We start from the raw sequence: 19,663 nt of genomic DNA, 5'->3' as shown, positions 1-19,663 counted from the left end.
GCAGACGCTGGGATCAGCGGTCGCGGAAGCGGTTGGTGATCGGATAGCGCCGGTCTCGTCCGAAATTCTTGCGGGTGATCTTCACGCCCGGCGCCGACTGGCGGCGCTTGTACTCGGCGAGGTAGAGCAAATGCTCAACCCTGTGGACGGTGGCGATCTCGTGGCCACGCGCAACGATTTCCTCGACCGACATTTCCTTCTCGACCAGGCATTCGAGGATATCGTCCAGCACCGGATAGGGTGGCAGCGAATCCTGGTCCGTCTGGTTGGGCCGAAGCTCGGCCGAAGGCGCCTTGGAGAGGATATTGGCCGGGATCACCTCACCCGACGGGCCGAGTGCGCCTGGCGGCACATGCTTGTTGCGCCACGCGGCCAGCGCATAGACCTGCATCTTGTAGAGGTCCTTGATCGGATTGAAGCCGCCGTTCATGTCGCCGTAGAGCGTCGCATAGCCGACCGACATTTCCGACTTGTTGCCCGTCGTCACGACCATCGAGCCGAACTTGTTGGAGATCGCCATCAGGATCGTGCCGCGCGTGCGGCTCTGCAGGTTCTCTTCGGTGACGCCGCTTTCGGTGCCCTCGAACATGTCGGAGAGCGCCGAAAGAAAACCCTCGACCGGCTCGGCGATCGGCACGGTGTCATAATGGCAGCCAAGCGCCCTGGCGCAGGCGGCGGCGTCGGCCAGCGATTCCTGCGACGTATAGCGGTAGGGCAGCATGATCGCCCGCACCCGCTCTTCACCGAGCGCATCAACGGCAATCGCCGCACAGATCGCGGAATCAATGCCGCCTGAAAGGCCGAGCACGACGCTCTTGAAACCGTTCTTGTTCACATAGTCGCGGAACCCGAGCACGCAGGCGCGATAATCGGCCTCTTCCTTTTCCGGGATGCGCGACATCGGCCCTTCGCTGCAGCGCCAGCCATCGGCTGCGCGCTTCCAGGTGGTGACCGAAAGGGTGGCCTCGAACTGGCTCATCTGGAAGGCAAGGGTCTTGTCAGCGTTGAAGGCGAAGCTCGCACCGTCGAACACAAGTTCGTCCTGCCCCCCCAATTGGTTGGCGTAGATCAGCGGCAAACCGGACTCGATCACCTGCTTCAGCGCCACCTGGTGGCGGATATCGACCTTCTCGCGGAAATAGGGCGACCCATTCGGAACGAGCAGGATTTCGGCACCGGCCTCGGCCAGCGTTTCGCACACACCGAGATCCCCCCAGATGTCCTCGCAGATCGGGATCCCGATGCGCACACCCCGGAAGTTGACCGGACCTGGCATCTCGCCGGCGTCGAAGACGCGTTTCTCGTCGAACTCGCCGTAGTTCGGCAGATCGATCTTGTCGCGGGTCGCAATGACCTTGCCGCCATCCAGAACGGCAACGGAATTGTAGCGGCCCTTCTCGTCCTCCCGCGGGAACCCGATCGCGACACCGGGGCCGCCATCGGCTGTGTCGGCGGCAAGCTGTTCGACCGCCACGCGGCACGCCCTGAGGAAGGCCGATTTCAGCACGAGATCCTCCGGCGGGTAGCCGGAAATGAACAGCTCGGTCAGGAGCAAAAGCTCCGCGCCTTGCGATGCGGCTTCAGCTCGGGCCTCGCGGGCCTTGGCAAGATTGCCGGCGACGTCGCCGACAGTCGGATCGAGCTGCGCAATGGCGATGCGAAGGGTGTCGGGACGGGTCTGATTTTCGCTCATGACCATCGTTTAGCGCGTGGCGCTCACCTTCGCAATGTCGGGGATCCAAAGCAGTGTGCCGCATTGCAACATAGGACGGTAAAATTGCGGGAACAAACGGCCGGCAGGCTCGGTTCATGTAGCGTTCATGACGGTTATGTGACAGCTGTGCGACAGATTTATTAAGCTTCTTTCGATTGCTGGAGAGTGCGTTGGCTGAGATTGTCTCCGAGCGTGGAGTGTCCATTGCAGGTGCCGTCAACGAGGGCCGGATTGCGGCACGCTCGCAGCGCGCCGTCGCCTTGCGCTTCACGGTCAGGCACATCAATACGCTCTTGCTTGCCCTGCTCACGATCATCCTGACCGAGTGGCTGGCGCGCGGAACGCTGACCGGCGTCTCCGACTATCTGCTGTCTCCAGCCCGTCCCGGCATGGTTGCCGTGCTGACCGTCTTTCTTCTTTTCGTCGCCACCGACGCCCTCTTCGGCCGCGCCTACCAGTCGGCACTGATCCTCGTGCCGCTGGCACTCCTACCGGCCTTCCTGTCGCTGCAGAAGCAGCAATACCTGTCGGACCCGCTCTATCCGAGCGATATGCTCTTCGGCCGACAGATTGCCGAACTCGTCCCCGTCATGTTCGCTGCCAGGCCCCTTGCGGCCATCGGCCTGGGCCTTGGCGTGCTCGCCCTGTTGGCCTTGCTCGCCTATCTGCTGGTGCTCGGGCGCCGGCACTTTCCGTCGCTTTCGCCCGTATCGAAGCTGGTCCGGCTGCTCGTCGCCCTGCCGCTCATCGGCGGCTTCCTGTCGCTGATGAATCCCAGTTCATATTCCTATATTCGCGACCGGCTGAACATCATCCCCATGATGTGGGACCAGCAAGAGAACTATCGCCATAACGGCTTCCTGCTGGCCTTCGCCTTCAACGTGCCGATGGCCAATGTCCAGGCACCGCAGGGCTATGGCGCCGACGTAATCAACGACATCGCCCCGGAGCGGATGCCGGCAACCTTCTTTGGCGGCCGCAATGCCGATGTGATCATGGTCATGAGCGAGTCGCTCTGGGACCCGACGCGCCTTTCGAAGACGACGTTCTCGCCCGATCCGATGCCAACGATCCGCGCCAATTCATCCGGCCATCTGTTCTCGCCAGAATTCGGCGGCATGACAGCGAATGTCGAATTCGAGGCGCTGACCGGGTTTTCCAATGCCTTCCTGCCCTATGGCAGCATCCCCTATCAACAGTATGTGCGCCGCCCCCTGCCCTCGCTCGCCACCTTCTTCGCCTCGAAGGGCTACGTGACCCAAGCCTTCCACCCGTTCCAGAGCTGGTTCTGGAACCGCGGGAATGTCTATCAGTCGCTCGGTTTCCAGTCGTTCATGTCGGAAGAGAACATGCCGGTCATGGACAAGCGTGGCGCGTTCACCTCCGACGAGGCCCTGACGAAGGAAATCATTCGCACCGCCGACCAGACCGAGGAGCCGTTCTTCTTCTTTGCCGTCACGTTGCAGGGCCATGGTCCTTACGAGAAGAACCGCTACGCGAAGAATACGGTCGATGTGCAGTCGGCATCGCTGACGCAGAAAAACCGCGACAGCCTCGCCACCTACGCTCAGGGCGTCCGCGAAGCCGACAGCAGCCTTCAGGCCCTGATGGACTGGGCCAAGAAGCGTCGCCGCGAGACGATTATCGTGTTGTTCGGCGATCACCTGCCGCCGCTCGGCCATGTCTACACCGAAACCGGATACATGCCGGACGTGGTCGCCACCCGCAAGGCTTCGGTCAGCGTGATGAAACGCGAACACGAAACGCCGCTGGTCATATGGTCGTCAAAGCGCGGCGTACAGAAGGACCTTGGTTCGGTCAGCCCCTCGCAGCTGCCGTACTACGTGGTTCACCTGGCCGGCTACCGTCACGCTTTCTATACCGGCGTGCTTGGTCGGCTTAGCGAGCGCTATGCCGTCGTGGACCGCCACCAGCTGATCGAGCGCAATGATCGCGCCCACCCGGATTGGGCGACGTCCGGCGAACCGATCGACCCGCTGATCCGCGAATACCGCTACCTGCAGCACGACCAGATGTTCGGCGAAGGCTTCGGGACCGGGCGCTTCTTCCCCGAACAGTCGGAGCGGTTGGAAACGCCATCCAGCTGAGCAGGTAAGACGTCGCAGAGGCTGCCGATTACGGCTCTCCGCCGTGGCGGCTCTTCGGTCCCAGCTTGCCAAGGCTGCGTAAACCGGCCATTGACACAAAACGGATAAGGAAATTGTTTAGCCAGCAGCCAGGTTTGCTTGCTGCGCCAATATACCGGCCCCGATTGCTTGCAGACCGAAGATGTTCAAGACCTTTAGCAAAGCGTGAAAAGCCATGCGGCCACTGACCCGCGCCGAGATCGCCGCCCACCCGCTGTTCCCGACGATCGAGAAACAGATAGCCGAACACCTGATCGGCATACACCTGCGCACGCCACGCCTGTCGCGGCTGAAGGCATCGCATCGTAAATGGCTGATGACCCATTCGCTGTTCGCCCTGTCCTTGCAGCGCCGGGACGACGACCCCTTGTCGGGGCTGACCGCCACCCGCTTCGTCGAGATCGTCATGAAGCTTGGAGCCGCAAGCCGCAACACGGCGACCTCCTTCCTTGCTGAACTGGTCGCCTACAAGTTCCTCCGCGACGTGCCCAATATCCCGGACCGCCGCGTGCGCGTGCTGGAGACCACCGAAGCCGCCTATGACGCGATGAGTGGCTGGTTCATGGGGCACATGGCCTGCCTCGACCGGCTGGACGGCGGCAAGCGCGAAGAGCTTGCCTCAGTCGATCCACGCATCTTCCGCATCGCCCAGCCCTTTTCCGCCGCCCGTCTGGCGGAAGATCCCATCTGGCGCGATCCCCCCGACAGCATCGGCCATTTCCTCTGGTCGGATCTCGGGGGCATGGTACTCCATGGCCTTATCGCCCGGATTCCCAGCGCTCCGGACCCGGCGGACAGGATCGAGATCGGCCGCCTGTCGCTCCCCGAACTCGGCGAGGTCTATATGATCTCGGCAACGAACCTGAAGCGCATGTTCAAGAAGGCCGAGACCGAAGGCCTGCTCGGCTGGGATTTGCCGCGCCGACGCGGATCGCTCTGGCTGTCGCACCGTTTCGTCGGCGACTATTTTCAATGGCAGTCGGCAAAATTCGCGGCGCTGGATCAGGCGTTCCACCACGCGATCGACGAACTGGGTATCTCCGTGAGCGCAGCCACTCCTCAGCCGCTGCTGGCGGAGGCGGGCCTGCCCGCCTGATAGGCCGGCAGTGTGGCGCCGATCTCGTAGAAATCGCCCTTGTCCGCACAGAAGATGTGATAGCCGCCGACCAATCCGCTCGGCTCGTCGAACGCTCCCGCCATGACCGAAATATGGTCGCTGCCATCGCGCAGCCAGAAAAGCGCCGAACCGCAGGTGCTGCAGAAACCCCTCTGGGCCCCATCGCTCGACCGATACCAGCGCACCATGTCCTCACCCGTGACCTTCAGGCGATCCCGCGCCACGTCGGTGGCGGCGTAATGGAGCCCCGTCTGTCGCCGGCACTGCGAGCAGTGACAGAACACGACCTCGCGGACCGTCCCCTGCGTGCGCAAGCGGACGGCACCGCACAGACAGGCCCCGGTTCTTAACTCATCCATTCAGCGCTCCCAACCTGGCAAAAAGAGACCGGGCCAGCTTGGTGAAGCCGGCCCGGTGGGTCAAATGCGCTTATCTGAAGGTAAGCTTCAGCCGTTCGCCACCATCATCCGCTTTTCGTCGCGGCCACCCTTCATCCGCTCGGCGAGCAGGAAGGCCAGTTCTAGCGCCTGGTCGGCATTGAGGCGCGGGTCGCAATGGGTGTGGTAGCGATCCTGGAGTGCTTCGGCCGTCACGGCACGGGCGCCGCCGGTGCATTCCGTCACGTCATTGCCGGTCATCTCGATGTGGATGCCGCCCGGATGCGTTCCTTCCGCACGATGAATCTGGAAGAAGCTCTCGACTTCCGACAGGACGCGCTCGAATGGACGGGTCTTGTAGTTGTTGAGCGTGATCGTGTTGCCATGCATCGGATCGCACGACCAGACCACCTTGCGCCCTTCGCGCTCGACGGCACGAATGAGGCGCGGCAGATGCTCGGCGACCTTGTCGTGGCCGAAGCGGCAGATCAGCGTCAGGCGGCCCGCCTCGTTGTTCGGGTTCAGGATGTCGATCAGGTTCAAGAGATCGTCCGCCTGCAGCGACGGGCCGCACTTCAGACCGAGCGGGTTCTTGATGCCGCGGCAGTATTCGAGATGGGCATGGTCCGCCTGGCGCGTGCGGTCGCCGATCCAGATCATGTGACCGGATGTGGCGTACCAGTCACCCGAGGTCGAATCCACCCGCGTGAGCGCCTCTTCATAGCCGAGCAGCAAAGCTTCATGGCTGGTGAAGAAATCGGTTTCGCGCAGGCTCGGATTGGTCTCGGAGCTGATACCGATCGCCTTCATGAAATCCATGGTCTCGGAAATCCGGTCGGCGAGCTTGCGATAACGCTCGGCCTGGGGGCTATCCTTGATGAAGCCGAGCATCCACTGGTGCACGTTGTCGAGATTGGCATAGCCACCCATGGCAAAGGCGCGCAGCAGGTTGAGCGTCGCCGCCGACTGGCGATAGGCCATGATCTGGCGGTCCGGATTGGGAATCCGCGATTCCGGTGTGAACTCGATGCCGTTGATGATGTCGCCGCGATAGCTCGGCAGCTCGACGTCACCCTGCTTCTCGATGTCGGACGAGCGCGGCTTGGCGAACTGGCCGGCGATACGGCCGACCTTGACCACCGGCAGCTGCGCCCCAAACGTCAGGACGACGGCCATCTGCAGGAAGGCGCGGAAGAAGTCGCGGATGGTGTCGGCGCCATGCTCGGCAAAGCTCTCGGCGCAATCGCCGCCCTGGAGCAGGAAGCCGTTGCCTTCGGCGACATTGCCGAGCGCCTTGGTCAGGCGACGAGCTTCGCCGGCGAAGACGAGTGGCGGAAACTTGGCGAGACGCGCTTCCGCATCGGCAAGGGCGCCCAGGTCCGGATAGGCCGGAACCTGCTTGATCGGCTTGCTGCGCCAGCTGCTCGGGGTCCAATTCTGTGCCATGATCGTCACCTGCTGTTCGAAATAGGACGGCCTCCTCCCGGCCGCTTTGGATCGGGGGCTTATAGACCCTAATATTTGCCTTGCAAAGCCGAACTTGAAGCCCTAGGCGCGACGATTCTTTATCTTTGGCAATAAGACGAGCACGCGTCTCGCCAAGTCTCACCATGCACGAGCCAAAACGGCGCTGAAGACCCGCTTGCCTTTACATGGACGTAAACGTAAGCTTTTTGCTCGCAAGGCGTAGAGATGGAGGAGATCAGCCATGCAGGATCGGATTGGCATCGCGCGCGAAGAGGTGACGTTTGCCGCGGAGGACCGGTTTCCTCTCGCCGGAACACTGTTCCGTGGCACCGGTGACGGTCCCCTCGCCCTCATCTCCTCCGCCGCGGCCGTACCGCGTGGCATTTACGCCCGCTTTGCCCAACATCTGGTGGCCGATCGCGGCTTTCGCGCTGCCATGACCTATGACTACCGCGGCGTCGCGGGCTCCCGCATTCCGCGCGGCTGGAAGGCGAGGCCGAGCATGGCCGACTGGGCGGAAAAGGACATGGCCGCGGCCGTCGACCATCTCGAAGGCATTGCGCCGGGTCACCCGATGGTGGGCGTCGGCCAGTCTTTTGGTGGCCAAGGGCTCGGGCTCTGCAACCGCGCCAACCGGTTCGACCGCTACCTGATGGTGGCCGTCATGTCGGGGCACTGGGCCTACACCGCCGAACCCTACAAGGTCTTTGCTACGATGAATCTTGTCGGCGTACCCCTCGCCTTGCTGACCGGCAGGGTGCCCGGCTGGACCGGACTTGGCCAGACGCTGCCCGGCACGGTCTTCCGCCAATGGGCCCGCTGGGGCCGCTCGCCGGATTATTTCTTTGCGGACACGAAGATGGATGCGGCCCGCCGCTTTGCGGAAGTCCGAACCCCGATCCTCTCCATCGGCGTTGAGGACGATCCGTGGGGAACGCCGAAGGCCCAGGAAGCGATCCTCAGCGCCTATGTGAACGCGCCCGTAGAGCGCGTGCGCGTATCTCCTGTAACTACCGGCCAGCCAATCGGCCATCTCGGGTTTTTCCGCCCGGCCTTTCGCGAGACGCTCTGGAAGCCGGCGATCGATTGGCTGTCCGACAACCGGTCGAAAAACTCAGCGATCGCGTCGTGAACGCGGCAAATCACTGATTCAAAACGATTAACCCAGGCATTCTGGCGATTCGCACCGCGGCTCGATGGAGGCTGGCGTCCATCGAGAAATTGTCATATTCTAATTCTTGGACGTGATGAGAGCGTTCGCGCCTGAAATGCCTGCAGCAAGCTTCACGCCAGCTTCGAGATCTATGAGCGGCATGAATGTTGGCTGTACCCGCGTGTTAGTAGCGATCATGAGGATCTGTTCGATGGCGTATGATTGGAGTGGAGTTCGTACGAGGCGTATCCGGCGACTGAAATTTGCGGTCGCATCCTGTATCGGGCTGATGGTGCTGGCAGCACCGGTCCTGGCCTTCACCTGAAGAAATTCTTTGATTTTGACGGAACCGCCATCGCGTTCCGGCGTTTGTGTATTGCCGGTCAGGCGCTATGGCGCTTGTCCGAGGTTCCTTCCGCATGAATTGCCCCGTCTCATTGACGGGGCATTTTTCGTTCATGCCCCTGCCTTCGCTTAAGCCAATACGTCCAAACCTATACCCGCTCTCCGTTCTTGATCCGGTAGCTCGGATTGTACATCGTCACCAGCTCTTCCGCCGCAGTCGGATGGACCGCCATGGTCCGGTCGAAATCGTCCTTGGTGCAGCCGGCCTTGAGGGTGATGCCAAGAATCTGCGCCATCTCCCCGGCATCGTGACCGAGGATATGGGCGCCCACCACCTTGCGGTCGGCAGCATTGACGATGAGCTTCATGATGGTCTTTTCATTGCGGCCGGAAAGCGTCGCCTTCATCGGCCGAAACTCGGCGCGATAGACCTCGACGTCGACGAAGCGCTTGGCGGCCTCGTCTTCGGACATGCCGACGGTACCGATTTCCGGCTGGGAGAAGACCGCCGTCGCGATCAACTCATGATCCGGCGAGGTCGGGTTGTTCTTGTACTCGGTCTCGATGAAACACATCGCTTCGTGGATCGCCACCGGCGTCAGTTGCACCCGGTCGGTCACGTCGCCGAGCGCGAAAATGCTCGCAACATTGGTCCGCGAGTACTTGTCGACAACGATCGCACCGCGCTCGTTGATCTCGACCCCCGCCGCCTCGAGCCCAAGTCCTTCGGTATAGGGATCGCGTCCAAGCGCCAGCATGACCTGATCGGCAACCAGTTCGCCACTGTTCTTCGTGGCCGCGACCAGCCGACCGTCGGCCCCCTTGCTCACCTGCTCGATGATGTCATGGCATAGGATGCGAATGCCCTTGGCCGCCATCGCTTCGTGCAGGCCGCGCCGCATGTCCTGATCGAAGCGGCTGAGGATTTCCGCGCCGCGATAGATCAGCGTCGTCTCAACGCCAAGACCGTGGAAGATGTTGGCGAATTCGACCGCGATATAGCCGCCACCGGCAATCACGATCGCACGCGGCAGTTCCTTCAGGTTGAAGGCTTCGTTGGACGAGATGCAAAGCTCATGGCCCGGCAACGCTGCATGCGGATTGGCGCCGCCGCCAACGGCGATGACGATCCTTTCCGCGGTGACGATCTGGCCTGTCTTCACCAGGCGAACGCTATTCGGGCCGGCAAGTTCGGCACGGGTTTCGAAGATTTCGGCGCCCGCATTGTCGAGGCCTTTGCGGTAGAGACCTTCGAGCCGCGCGATTTCCTTGTCCTTTGCAGCAACCAGAGCCGGCCAGTCGAAGCGGCTCTCGCCGACGGTCCAGCCATAGCCAGCCGCATCCTCGAAATGCTCGTGAAACTGGGAGGCATAGACGAACAGCTTCTTCGGCACGCAGCCGCGGATCACGCAGGTGCCGCCGAAGCGGTATTCTTCGGCGATCGCGACCTTCTTGCCGAGCGCGGCGGCGACACGCGCGCTTCGCACCCCGCCGGAGCCGCCACCGATCACGAACAGATCATAGTCAAAACCGGACATGGCGTATCTCCTTGCAGACAAAGTGCGGACAGTGGCGCTGATATAAGATGCGAGGGTCGCAAAAGAAAAGCCCGGAACGAATTCCGAGCTTAGCGTTTCTTTGCCGATAGCGTGTGATCAGGGCTTGGCCGCCGGCTCGGTCGCACCAACCTCCTTCAGCATGGCTTCATTGGCCTGCTTGTCGAGATCACGGGCGATGCCCGCTGTCCAGATATCCGCGGCCTTCATCAGTTCACGCATGGCGATGGGCCCGTCCTTCAGCAACTTCTTGCCGGCGTCGCTGGTATAGAAGGCGGTCATTGCATTGAGTTCCTCGGCGGAGAATGCCTTGGCATAGACCAAAGCTGCCTCGCGCTCGAGATCGCCTCGGCGCGGCGCGAGCTTCAGCGCTTCCGAATCCACCGTTTCCGAGATCTTGTCCTGCAAATTGGGATAGGCCTGGATAAGCTGGCTCTTCAGCCGATCTGACACGCCCGGCAGAATGTCGTCGAAGCGATCGGTCACGCCAAGCGCAGCGATTGCCGCGCGGGCCGCCTGCACATGCTCGGCCGGCACTTCCTGAGCCCAGGCAGCGCCGCCCAGAAAAAGGCTACCTGCAATGACGGTAGCAGATGCGAAACGTCCCAAACCCGAAAATCTGACCATGAAATCCATTGCTCCTGTCTAGTTCTTTGCGTCGATGACCCGCGCGCCCGCCGGACCGGCAATAATGGCAAGCGTGGCCAAATCTATGAATAGCCCGTGTTCGACAACACCCGGAATGGTATTGAGCGCGATAGCCAAGGCCTCTGCATCAGGAATACGGCCAAATGATGCGTCGAGAATGAGGTGTCCACCATCGGTCATGAAGAGCCCGTCGCCGGAGGTACGCAACGCCATTTGGCCGGTGAGCCCCAACCGTTCGGCCGTCTTCTCCACTGCAATGCGCGTGGAGACCTGACCGAAGGGATTGATTTCGATCGGCAGCGGAAACCGGCCGAGCGTATCGACGACCTTGCTCTCGTCGGCAATCACGATCATGCGCGCGGATGCCGCAGCGACGATTTTCTCGCGCAGCAGCGCTCCGCCGCCGCCCTTGATCAGGCGCAAATGGCCGTCCACTTCGTCCGCGCCGTCAATGGTGAGATCCAGCTGCGGCAGTTCGTCGAGCGACTTCAGCGGCACGCCCAGTTCGACACAAAGACGCGCGGTGCGCTCGGAGGTCGGTACGCCCTCGACCTTGAGGCCGTTCGCCACTTTTTCCGCCAGAAGCCGCACAAACTCCTCGGCGGTGGAACCGGTGCCGATGCCAAGACGCATACCGTCTTCGACGTGCTCCAAAGCCACAGCCGCAGCCTTTATCTTCATTTCGCGGGCGTCCATGCGCCAAAAGCTCCTGTCCGTTTCGTCGTCAGCTGTTTACACGCCTCGTCCGTCAAACGAAAGCCCCTTTGCAAAGCCGCTCTAGCAGTTGCGTTTTGCCGGGTTTTCGCCTACCGCGCTAAACCAATCCAGTAAGCCCCCAAAAAGCGACGGAGCCTGACCTTGTTGAATCCCACGATCGTCTTCGACCTGGACGGCACGCTCGTCGATACGGCCCCGGACCTTGTCACCAGCCTCAACCATACGATCGCCACGGCCGACCTTGCGCCGGTCGGCTACGAGGACCTCACGCATCTCGTCGGTCAGGGCGCCCGCGCCATGATAGCCCGCGCCTTCGCGCTACGCGGTGCGTCGCTCGCCGAGGAAGATCTGCAGCCGCTGCTCGACCGCTTCATCGCCCACTATATGGCGGGGATGCCGGGCGAAAGCCGGCCCTACCCCGGCCTCGTCGACGCGCTTGAACGTTTGAGGAAGGCCGGCTTCCGTCTCGCCGTCTGCACCAACAAGATGGAATCGCTGGCCGTGCCGCTGATCGAGAAGCTGGGGCTCGCCCACCATTTTTCCGCGATCGCCGGCGGAGACACCTTCGCCGTGCGCAAGCCAGATCCGGGCCACATCATCGCGACCATTGAACGGGCCGGCGGCGACCCGCAGATCGCGGTAATGGTCGGCGACAGCGTCAATGACATCCTCGCCGCCCGCAATGCCGGCATCCCGTCGATCGTCGTGCCGTTCGGCTATTCGGACATTCCGATCGCCGAGCTCGGCGCAGACAGGCAAATCGATCACTTCGACGAGCTGACCCCGGCTCTTCTCCAGGAATTGATGCGCAAGTAGAAAAGGGCGGGGCTCGGACCCCACCCTTTCTGTCGCTCAGCCTCGCGGCGCGCGAGCGTCGCTGGTTGCCTTTAAGGCCTTGCGGGTCGCGTCATCGCGCCCGTAGACGTCGTCAAAATAGTCGACCCCGCCGTCCTTGGTCGGCCAGGCAGTGAAATAGGACACATAGACCGGGATCTTCTGCGGCACTTGAACCGCGCGGTTCTGGCCCGACGCGATTTGCTTGGCGATTTCCTGGGTCGTCGTGCCCATCACCGCCGCCGCCATGGCGCGCGGCTCGGCAAGGCGTACGCAGCCATGGCTCAGTGCCCGCATGTCGCGCTGGAAGAAACTCTTGGACGGTGTGTCGTGCATGTAGATGGCGTGCGAGTTCGGGAACAGGATCTTCAGCTCGCCAAGGGCATTGTCGCCCCCTGGCGGCTGGCGCACGTTAACGCTGTGGGTCGTGTTCCAATCGACCTGAGTGGACGACACCTTCCGGCCCTGGTGGCTGACCTCATAGCCGAGGCGATCGAGATAGGACGGATCGCGGCGGAGCTTCGGCAGCATCTCGTTGACGATGATCGACTTCGGAACACCCCAGTAAGGATTGAACTCGACCGTTTCGATCTGGTCCTGGAAGAAATAGGTCTGGTTTGCCTTCGAACCGACGACCACGCGCATGGCCAGCTGCTCGCGACCTTCATCGAAATAATAGGCGGTATAGGCGGGTTGGTTGATGAAGACATAGCGCTGGCCCAGATCGTCCGGCAGCCAGCGCAGCTGCTCCATGGCGATCATGAGCTTGTCGATCTTCTCGGCGTTGCTATGGCCGGTGAGCGCCCGGATCGTCGCCCGACCGACGACGCCATCCGGCTTCAAACCCTTTTCCTTCTGGAAGGCCTCGACCAGGGTGACGAGCTCCGGCGTATACTCCGGTGTCCCGGCATAGCCCGCAAGAACCACGGCGTGCCCGGCCTTGAGTTCATCCGATCCTTCGACCTTGATCGCAGCGAGGATGCTGGAGAGTTCCGGATTGCTCTGGCCGGGCTTCAGCAGAGTGTCGGGCGCGATCGCCAGACGGTCGCCAGCCTCGCTGTCGGCACGCAGCCGGGCAAGCTCGGCTCTCAGAGCCTGGAACTGCACATTGTCCGGATCGCGCGAGCGCAAATAAGCGGCTACGTCGGGGCTCAGCCGCAGCATGTTGAGGAGCGGCTTGAGATTGACCGTCTTGCGCTTGAAGTCATGGTAGCCGGAGATCTTGTTCGGATCGATCCGGCCCCGCACCGTGTCGGCGATATAGGAGAGCAACTTTGCCGACAGGGCCACCTCGAACCGGGCGAGATCGCGGGCAAGCTTGTCCGGATCGGACGGATCGGTTGTCTCCGCCGGTTGCGCGAGCGCATAGTCTTCCGGCGCGAGCCCGACATCAGCGGCCCGTGCAAGCCCATCCATTGCCTGCCGCGCCCGATCGGTGATGCCCGTGTCGGTTACCCAGATGAGCGGCTTGCTTTCCTTGTAATAGGCCTCGACGGCCGCGGCAATTTCATCCGGTGCACGCACACCGGCTTCGCCGAGAAAGCGCCGCAGCTGCGGTGCCGCAGTCGTCGCGTCGGTGTCGGCAGTCGGAATCGCGATCAGACGTGTCGCCTCGGCCTTGTAGGCATAGTAGCGGGGACCGGCGACCCTGGGCAGCGGCTCGGGGTCGCCCATCTCCAGCCCGCCTCGAGCCTGAGGCTCAAAGACCGTCCTTGAGCCGGGCCTCTCGCTGGATTTGCCCGGCCCGCCGCGCAGCAGATCCAGGAGCGTGGCCGCCTCGGCTGCCTGGGGAAAGGCATTGAGGCCCGTTATCGCAGCAAGCACTGCCGTTGCCGCGATTGTCTTATAGGTTTTCATTCTCGCACTCGTTCCAGATCTGTCGTCGCGAAGCAGTGAACCGGCCGCCGCCGTTCAGGGAACGGATCACTATCCGAAACGCTTATCATTGAAAAGTTGTCGGCACCGAGGCGGCGAAGCCAACTGGCTTAAGATTTGTGTGAATCCACAAGTACCAGTCTGCCGACAATTCGCTCGACGTCTTTGAAACTACTCGGTAAAACTCTGTTGTCGAACGCCAGAAACATGTACGGCCACAGAACCGGCAGGCGGTTGGCCGCACCGTTTTGCCGGGCCGCGTGCCAAATATGACACGTGGTTCGCCGACTCGCCGGGCAGAGGGCTTGCTCAGGCCGGGAAATAGCGCCGCGTGCCGTTGGCAATCGCCACGAGAGCCAACATGGCCGGCACTTCGACCAGCACGCCGACGACCGTCGCCAGCGCGGCGCCGGAATTGAGGCCGAAGAGACTGATCGCCACCGCAACGGCAAGTTCGAAGAAGTTCGACGTGCCGATCAGCGCGGCTGGCGCCGCCACATTGTGCGGCAGGCGCCAAAGATAGGCCCAGCCATAAGCGATGGCGAAGATCAGCACATTCTGCAGCAGCAGCGGAATGGCAATCAGCACGATCACCAAGGGCGAAGAGACGATCGTCCCCGCCTGGAAACCGAACAGGAGCACCACGGTCGCCAGGAGCCCGATGATCGAGAAGGGCTTGAGCGCTCCGGTAAAGCGGGCGACAGCCTCTCCGTCATGACGGGCATCGAGCTGACGACGTGTCAGATAGCCCGCAACAAGCGGAATCACGACGTAAAGCACCACCGACAGCAGCAGCGTCTCCCAGGGCACAATCACCTCTGTGACGCCGAGCAGAAAGGCCGCGATCGGCGCAAACGCAACGACCATGATCAGATCGTTGATCGAGACCTGGACCAGCGTGTAATTCGCGTCCCCACGTACCAGTTGGCTCCAGACGAAGACCATGGCCGTGCAGGGAGCGACGCCAAGCAGGATCATGCCGGCAATATATTCCTTCGCGTTCTCGGGCGAAACGAGCCCGGCAAAGATGTGCTCGAAGAACAGCACACCGAGAACGGCCATGGTGAATGGCTTGATCAGCCAGTTGACAACCAGCGTCACGCAGAGGCCCTTCGGCTTGCGCCCGACGTCCTTCAACGAGGCAAAGTCGATGCTCACCATCATCGGGTAGATCATCACCCAGATCAGCACGGCAACGACCAGGTTTACGCTCGCATATTCGATTGCCGCCACCGCCCGGAACAATCCGGAGAAGGACAGTCCGAGGCCGACTCCGGCGGCGATGCAGAGCGCGACCCAGAGCGACAGATAGCGTTCAAAAAAGCCGAGCGGGGATGGTGACGAAAGCGTGGACATGATGGAAAGACCGATCGTTCTGGGATGTTAAGGCGAAACGCTGGGCCTCAGGATCGGCCGATGTCGCTGATCCGCTTCTGCAACGCAAGCCTGTCGAGGCTGGCGATCGGCAGATTGACGAAAATGGAAATGCGATTGTTCAGCATGCGATAGGCGTCTGCAAAGGCAAGCGACTTCTCCGTATCGCTTCCCTCGACCGCCGCGGGATCCGGGACACCCCAATGAGCGGTCATCGGCTGGCCGGGCCAGACAGGGCACGATTCGGCGGCGGCAGAGTCACAAACCGTAAAGACGAAATCCATCCTAGGCGCGCCGGGAGCGGCAAATTCGTCCCAGCTTTTCGAGCGTAACCCGGATGTTTCATGGTTTGCCCGCTTCAGAAGCTCGATCGCCATCGGATGAACATCGCCCTTGGGGTGCGAGCCGGCGGAATAGGCCGTGAAACGCCCCCGCCCCTCGCGATTGAGACAAGCCTCGGCGAGGATGGAACGCGCCGAATTGCCGGTGCACAGGAACAGAACATTGAAATGATCAAGGGTCATGGAAGCCTCCTAGCAACGACAGGTGATTTCATCGAGGACCGGACGACAAATCTCCGGTGAGCCGCCGCAGCAGTCTTCGAGCAGGAAGCACATCAGCCTACGCATAGCCTCCAGGTCGGCGCGATAGCGGATGTGCCGCCCCTCGCGCTCGCTGCCCACCAGCCCGGCATTGGAAAGCACGGTCAGGTTGGCCGAAAGAGTGTTGGCGCGGAAATTGAGCGCCGTTGCAATATCACCGGCGTTGAGACCGTCAGGGGCGTGACGGACCAGCAAACGGAAGATCGCCAGCCGCCCTTCATGACCAAGCGCCGAAAGCGCGTCGAGACTCTGTTTCGCATCCATATTTCCAGAAATCATGAATTGTCGAAGTTTGCAAGAGGGTCTTGCCGCGAAATCAATATGAACTCGGCGTTCAAACATTGAGCCCAGCCATTGCCCATAACCGGGCGAAGGCTAATTATCCCGTGACGAAACAGATTGAGGACAGGGACACGATGATGAGCAGCACCCGCACCGAAACCGACACATTCGGCCCGATCGACGTGGCAGCCGACCGCTATTGGGGCGCTCAAGCCGAACGCTCCCGCGGCAATTTCAGGATCGGATGGGAAAAGCAGCCCCTCTCCGTCGTGCGCGCGCTCGGCATCGTCAAGCAGGCGGCGGCGCGCGCCAACATGGCGCTCGGCGTCCTTGATCCAAAGATCGGCAATGTCATCAACGACGCCGCGCAGGAGGTGATCGACGGAAAGCTCGACGAGCATTTTCCGCTGGTGGTCTGGCAAACCGGATCCGGCACGCAGTCCAACATGAACGCCAACGAGGTGATCTCCAACCGGGCGATCGAAATGCTGGGCGGGGTCATGGGCTCGAAGAAGCCGGTGCACCCCAACGACCACGTCAACATGAGCCAGTCGTCGAACGACACCTATCCGACGGCCATGCACATTGCCTGCGCCGAGCAGATCGCCCACCACCTGATTCCGAATCTGAAGCACCTGCACCAGGCCCTTGATACCAAGGCGAAATCCTTCGCCCACATCATCAAGATCGGCCGCACCCACACCCAGGACGCGACCCCGCTGACCCTCGGTCAGGAATTCTCCGGCTATGCCGCCCAGGTCGCCTCGGCGATCAAGCGGATCGAACTGACGCTGCCGGGTCTCTTCGAACTGGCGCAGGGTGGCACCGCGGTCGGCACTGGCCTCAACGCGCCCATCGGCTTTGCCGAAAAGGTGGCGGGGGAGATCGCCACCATCACCGGCCTTCCCTTCGTCACAGCCCCGAACAAGTTCGAGGCGCTCGCCGCCCATGACGCCATGGTCTTCTCGCACGGTGCGATCAACGCCGCCGCCGCCGCCCTGTTCAAGATCGCCAACGACATCCGCTTCCTCGGCTCCGGCCCGCGCGCGGGCCTGGGCGAACTCTCGCTGCCGGAAAACGAACCGGGCTCGTCGATCATGCCGGGCAAGGTCAACCCGACCCAGTCGGAGGCGCTGACCCAGGTCTGCGCCCATATCTTCGGCAACAATGCCGCCATCACCTTCGCCGGTAGCCAGGGCCATTTCGAGTTGAACGTCTACAACCCGATGATGGCCTATAATTTCCTCCAGTCGGTGCAATTGCTCGGCGACGCGGCCCGCTCCTTCACCGACAATTGCGTAATCGGCATCGAGGCGCGCGAGGACAATATCAAGAAGGGCGTGGAGAATTCGCTGATGCTGGTGACCGCCCTCAACACCCGTCTCGGCTACGACACCTGCGCCAAGATCGCCAAGACCGCCCACAAGAATGGTACGACGCTGCGCCAGGAAACGGTCGGCGGCGGCTATCTCAGCAACGAGGAGTTCGATGAACTGGTGCGGCCGGAACTGATGATCGGACCGAAGTGAGCCGTGCTGCGGCAAAACGGGCGGGCCCGGCGACGGGCTCGCTCCTGTCAAATCGATTTTATCGGGTCGGCCCGGATTTCAATCCATTCAACCGGTTCGCTTACCCTTTCGCGGCATTGAATTCTTCAAATCTAGCCCTTACACCACCGCCATCCGACAACCTGCCTCCGAAAGGCTTTTGACTGATGGCTGATGCTCTCTTTCCCCTCGGCGAAGACACCACCCCCTACCGCAAGATTTCCTCCGATTACGTATCCGTCGACAGCTTCAAGGGCCAGGAGGTCCTGACCGTCGATCCGGAGGGCCTGCGCCTGCTTGCCGAGACGGCCTTTGCCGACATCAACCATCTGCTGCGCCCGGGCCATCTCAAGCAGCTCGCCTCGATCCTTTCAGACCCCGAAGCGACCGACAATGACCGCTTCGTTGCCTATGACCTTTTGAAGAACGCCAATATCGCGGCAGGCGGCGTGCTTCCGATGTGTCAGGACACCGGGACCGCGATCATCATGGCCAAGAAAGGCCGCCGTGTCTGGACCGAGGGTGGCGACGAGGTGGCGCTCGCCAAGGGCGTGATGGACGCCTATGAGAACAAGAACCTGCGCTATTCGCAGTTGGCGCCGCTGAAGATGTTCGAGGAAAAGAACACCAGGACCAACCTGCCGGCCCAGATCGACATCTACGAGGAAGGCGAGGACGCCTACAAGTTCCTGTTCATGGCCAAGGGCGGCGGCTCCGCCAACAAAACCTATCTCTACCAGGGCACGCCCTCGCTGTTGACCCATGACCGGATGATCGAGTTCCTGAAAGACAAGATCCTCTCGCTCGGAACGTCGGCCTGCCCCCCCTATCATCTGGCGATCGTCATCGGCGGCCTGTCGGCCGAGATGAACCTGAAAACGGTCAAGCTCGCCTCGGCGCGCTATCTCGACAGGCTGCCGCCTGAAGGCTCGGAATCGGGCCACGCCTTCCGCGATCTGGAGATGGAACAGGAAATCCACAAGCTGACCCAGTCACTCGGCGTCGGCGCCCAGTTCGGCGGCAAGTATTTCTGCCATGACGTGCGCGTCATCCGCCTGCCCCGCCACGGCGCCTCGCTGCCGATCGGGCTCGGCGTCTCCTGTTCCGCCGACCGCCAGGCGCTCGGCAAGATCACAAAGGACGGCATCTATATCGAACAGCTGGAAGCCGATCCGTCGAAATACATGCCCGACATCGACGAGGCGGCACTGTCCTCCTCCGTTGTCAAGATTGACCTCAACCAGCCGATGAGCGCGATCCTGGCCGAGCTGACCAGGCATCCGGTCAAGACGCGCCTGTCGCTGACCGGCACGATCATCGTCGCCCGCGACCTTGCCCATTCCAAGATCCGCGAGCGGCTGGAAAAGGGCGAAGGCATGCCCGACTACATGAAGAACCACCCGGTCTATTACGCCGGCCCGGCCAAGACACCGGCCGGCTACGCCTCCGGTTCCTTCGGCCCGACGACCGCCGGCCGCATGGACAGTTACGTCGACCAGTTCCAGTCCTTCGGCGGCTCGATGGTGATGCTGGCCAAGGGCAACCGCTCGCGCGCCGTGCGCGAGGCCTGCAAGACGCATGGCGGCTTCTACCTCGGCTCGATCGGTGGCCCGGCCGCGCGTCTGGCCCAGGACTGCATCAGGAAAGTGGAGGTGCTCGAGTATCCGGAACTCGGCATGGAGGCCGTATGGAAAATCGAGGTTGAGGACTTCCCGGCCTTCATCGTGACCGACGACAAGGGCAACGACTTCTTCCAGGAATTCAACCTCGGCTGAGCCGGATGCGGAAAAAATGAACACACGAGGGCGGCGCGAAAGTGCCGCCTTTTTACTATCGGTGTTTTTATGCGTTTATTTTCAGAACCTTACACTTCCTCTGCACTGGTTCCCCAAAATATTGCGGACTATT

The 19,663-nt window shown here is 61.8% G+C and carries 16 protein-coding genes; 6 read left to right on the top strand and 10 right to left on the bottom strand.

The window, feature by feature from the left end:
- Window positions 1-13: 13 nt before the first annotated feature.
- A complete protein-coding gene (locus ACWPVA_RS05290; RefSeq protein WP_454286683.1) occupies window positions 14-1,693 on the bottom strand; it encodes an NAD+ synthase in 1,680 nt (559 codons plus the stop codon).
- Between the two features lie 200 nt (window positions 1,694-1,893).
- On the opposite strand from ACWPVA_RS05290, the gene ACWPVA_RS05285 reads away from it, so the two are divergent.
- Both ACWPVA_RS05285 and ACWPVA_RS05280 read left to right on the top strand, forming a co-directional pair.
- Complete coding sequence (locus tag ACWPVA_RS05285; RefSeq protein WP_454289532.1) at window positions 1,894-3,822, top strand: LTA synthase family protein; 1,929 nt, start codon at window positions 1,894-1,896, stop codon at window positions 3,820-3,822.
- 214 nt (window positions 3,823-4,036) lie between these two features.
- Window positions 4,037-4,957, top strand: a complete 921-nt coding sequence (locus tag ACWPVA_RS05280; protein WP_454286682.1) for a hypothetical protein — start codon at window positions 4,037-4,039, stop codon at window positions 4,955-4,957.
- On the opposite strand, the gene ACWPVA_RS05275 is transcribed toward ACWPVA_RS05280, so the two are convergent.
- Window positions 4,921-5,337: a GFA family protein gene (locus tag ACWPVA_RS05275; protein WP_454286681.1), complete on the bottom strand. Its 417-nt coding sequence runs from the start codon at window positions 5,335-5,337 to the stop codon at window positions 4,921-4,923. The genes ACWPVA_RS05280 and ACWPVA_RS05275 overlap by 37 nt on opposite strands.
- Window positions 5,338-5,424: 87 nt before the next feature.
- A complete protein-coding gene (locus tag ACWPVA_RS05270; protein WP_454286680.1) occupies window positions 5,425-6,801 on the bottom strand; it encodes a class II 3-deoxy-7-phosphoheptulonate synthase in 1,377 nt (458 codons plus the stop codon).
- Between the two features lie 262 nt (window positions 6,802-7,063).
- Here ACWPVA_RS05270 and ACWPVA_RS05265 point away from each other — a divergent pair, with 262 nt between their 5' ends.
- Entirely contained in the window at window positions 7,064-7,954 is an 891-nt protein-coding gene (locus tag ACWPVA_RS05265) for an alpha/beta hydrolase family protein (RefSeq protein WP_454286679.1), read from the top strand.
- A gap of 515 nt (window positions 7,955-8,469) precedes the next feature.
- Here the strand turns inward: ACWPVA_RS05265 and gor are convergent.
- The 3 genes from gor to rpiA all read right to left on the bottom strand — a co-directional run bounded on the left by gor (window position 8,470) and on the right by rpiA (window position 11,220).
- Window positions 8,470-9,858 carry a glutathione-disulfide reductase gene (gene gor / locus ACWPVA_RS05260; RefSeq protein WP_454286678.1) on the bottom strand — a complete coding sequence of 463 codons (1,389 nt, stop codon included), beginning with the start codon at window positions 9,856-9,858 and terminating at the stop codon, window positions 8,470-8,472.
- A 117-nt stretch (window positions 9,859-9,975) separates the two neighbouring features.
- Entirely contained in the window at window positions 9,976-10,503 is a 528-nt protein-coding gene (locus ACWPVA_RS05255; protein ID WP_454286677.1) for a DUF2059 domain-containing protein, read from the bottom strand.
- 18 nt (window positions 10,504-10,521) lie between these two features.
- Window positions 10,522-11,220 (bottom strand): ribose-5-phosphate isomerase RpiA, encoded by a 699-nt coding sequence (gene rpiA / locus ACWPVA_RS05250; protein WP_454286676.1) that lies wholly within the window; start codon window positions 11,218-11,220, stop codon window positions 10,522-10,524.
- A gap of 162 nt (window positions 11,221-11,382) precedes the next feature.
- Here rpiA and gph point away from each other — a divergent pair, with 162 nt between their 5' ends.
- Window positions 11,383-12,057 carry a phosphoglycolate phosphatase gene (gene gph, locus ACWPVA_RS05245; protein ID WP_454286675.1) on the top strand — a complete coding sequence of 225 codons (675 nt, stop codon included), beginning with the start codon at window positions 11,383-11,385 and terminating at the stop codon, window positions 12,055-12,057.
- 36 nt (window positions 12,058-12,093) lie between these two features.
- On the opposite strand, the gene ACWPVA_RS05240 is transcribed toward gph, so the two are convergent.
- From ACWPVA_RS05240 to ACWPVA_RS05225, 4 genes are all read right to left on the bottom strand, one after another.
- Entirely contained in the window at window positions 12,094-13,932 is a 1,839-nt protein-coding gene (locus ACWPVA_RS05240) for a L,D-transpeptidase family protein (RefSeq protein WP_454286674.1), read from the bottom strand.
- A gap of 327 nt (window positions 13,933-14,259) precedes the next feature.
- Window positions 14,260-15,306, bottom strand: coding sequence for an ACR3 family arsenite efflux transporter (gene arsB, locus ACWPVA_RS05235; RefSeq protein WP_454286673.1), 1,047 nt, complete (start codon window positions 15,304-15,306; stop codon window positions 14,260-14,262).
- Between the two features lie 47 nt (window positions 15,307-15,353).
- Complete coding sequence (locus ACWPVA_RS05230; RefSeq protein ID WP_454286672.1) at window positions 15,354-15,848, bottom strand: arsenate reductase ArsC; 495 nt, start codon at window positions 15,846-15,848, stop codon at window positions 15,354-15,356.
- A gap of 9 nt (window positions 15,849-15,857) precedes the next feature.
- Window positions 15,858-16,268, bottom strand: a complete 411-nt coding sequence (locus ACWPVA_RS05225; protein WP_454286671.1) for an ArsR/SmtB family transcription factor — start codon at window positions 16,266-16,268, stop codon at window positions 15,858-15,860.
- 77 nt (window positions 16,269-16,345) lie between these two features.
- Here ACWPVA_RS05225 and fumC point away from each other — a divergent pair, with 77 nt between their 5' ends.
- Entirely contained in the window at window positions 16,346-17,737 is a 1,392-nt protein-coding gene (gene fumC / locus ACWPVA_RS05220) for a class II fumarate hydratase (protein ID WP_454289531.1), read from the top strand.
- A gap of 185 nt (window positions 17,738-17,922) precedes the next feature.
- Window positions 17,923-19,530 carry a fumarate hydratase gene (locus ACWPVA_RS05215; RefSeq protein WP_454286670.1) on the top strand — a complete coding sequence of 536 codons (1,608 nt, stop codon included), beginning with the start codon at window positions 17,923-17,925 and terminating at the stop codon, window positions 19,528-19,530.
- The last annotated feature ends 133 nt before the right edge of the window (window positions 19,531-19,663 follow it).

Source organism: Rhizobium arsenicireducens, assembly GCF_964021225.1.
The sequence above is the reverse complement of the archived record's forward strand: the minus strand, read 5'-3'. Positions and strand labels throughout refer to the sequence as shown.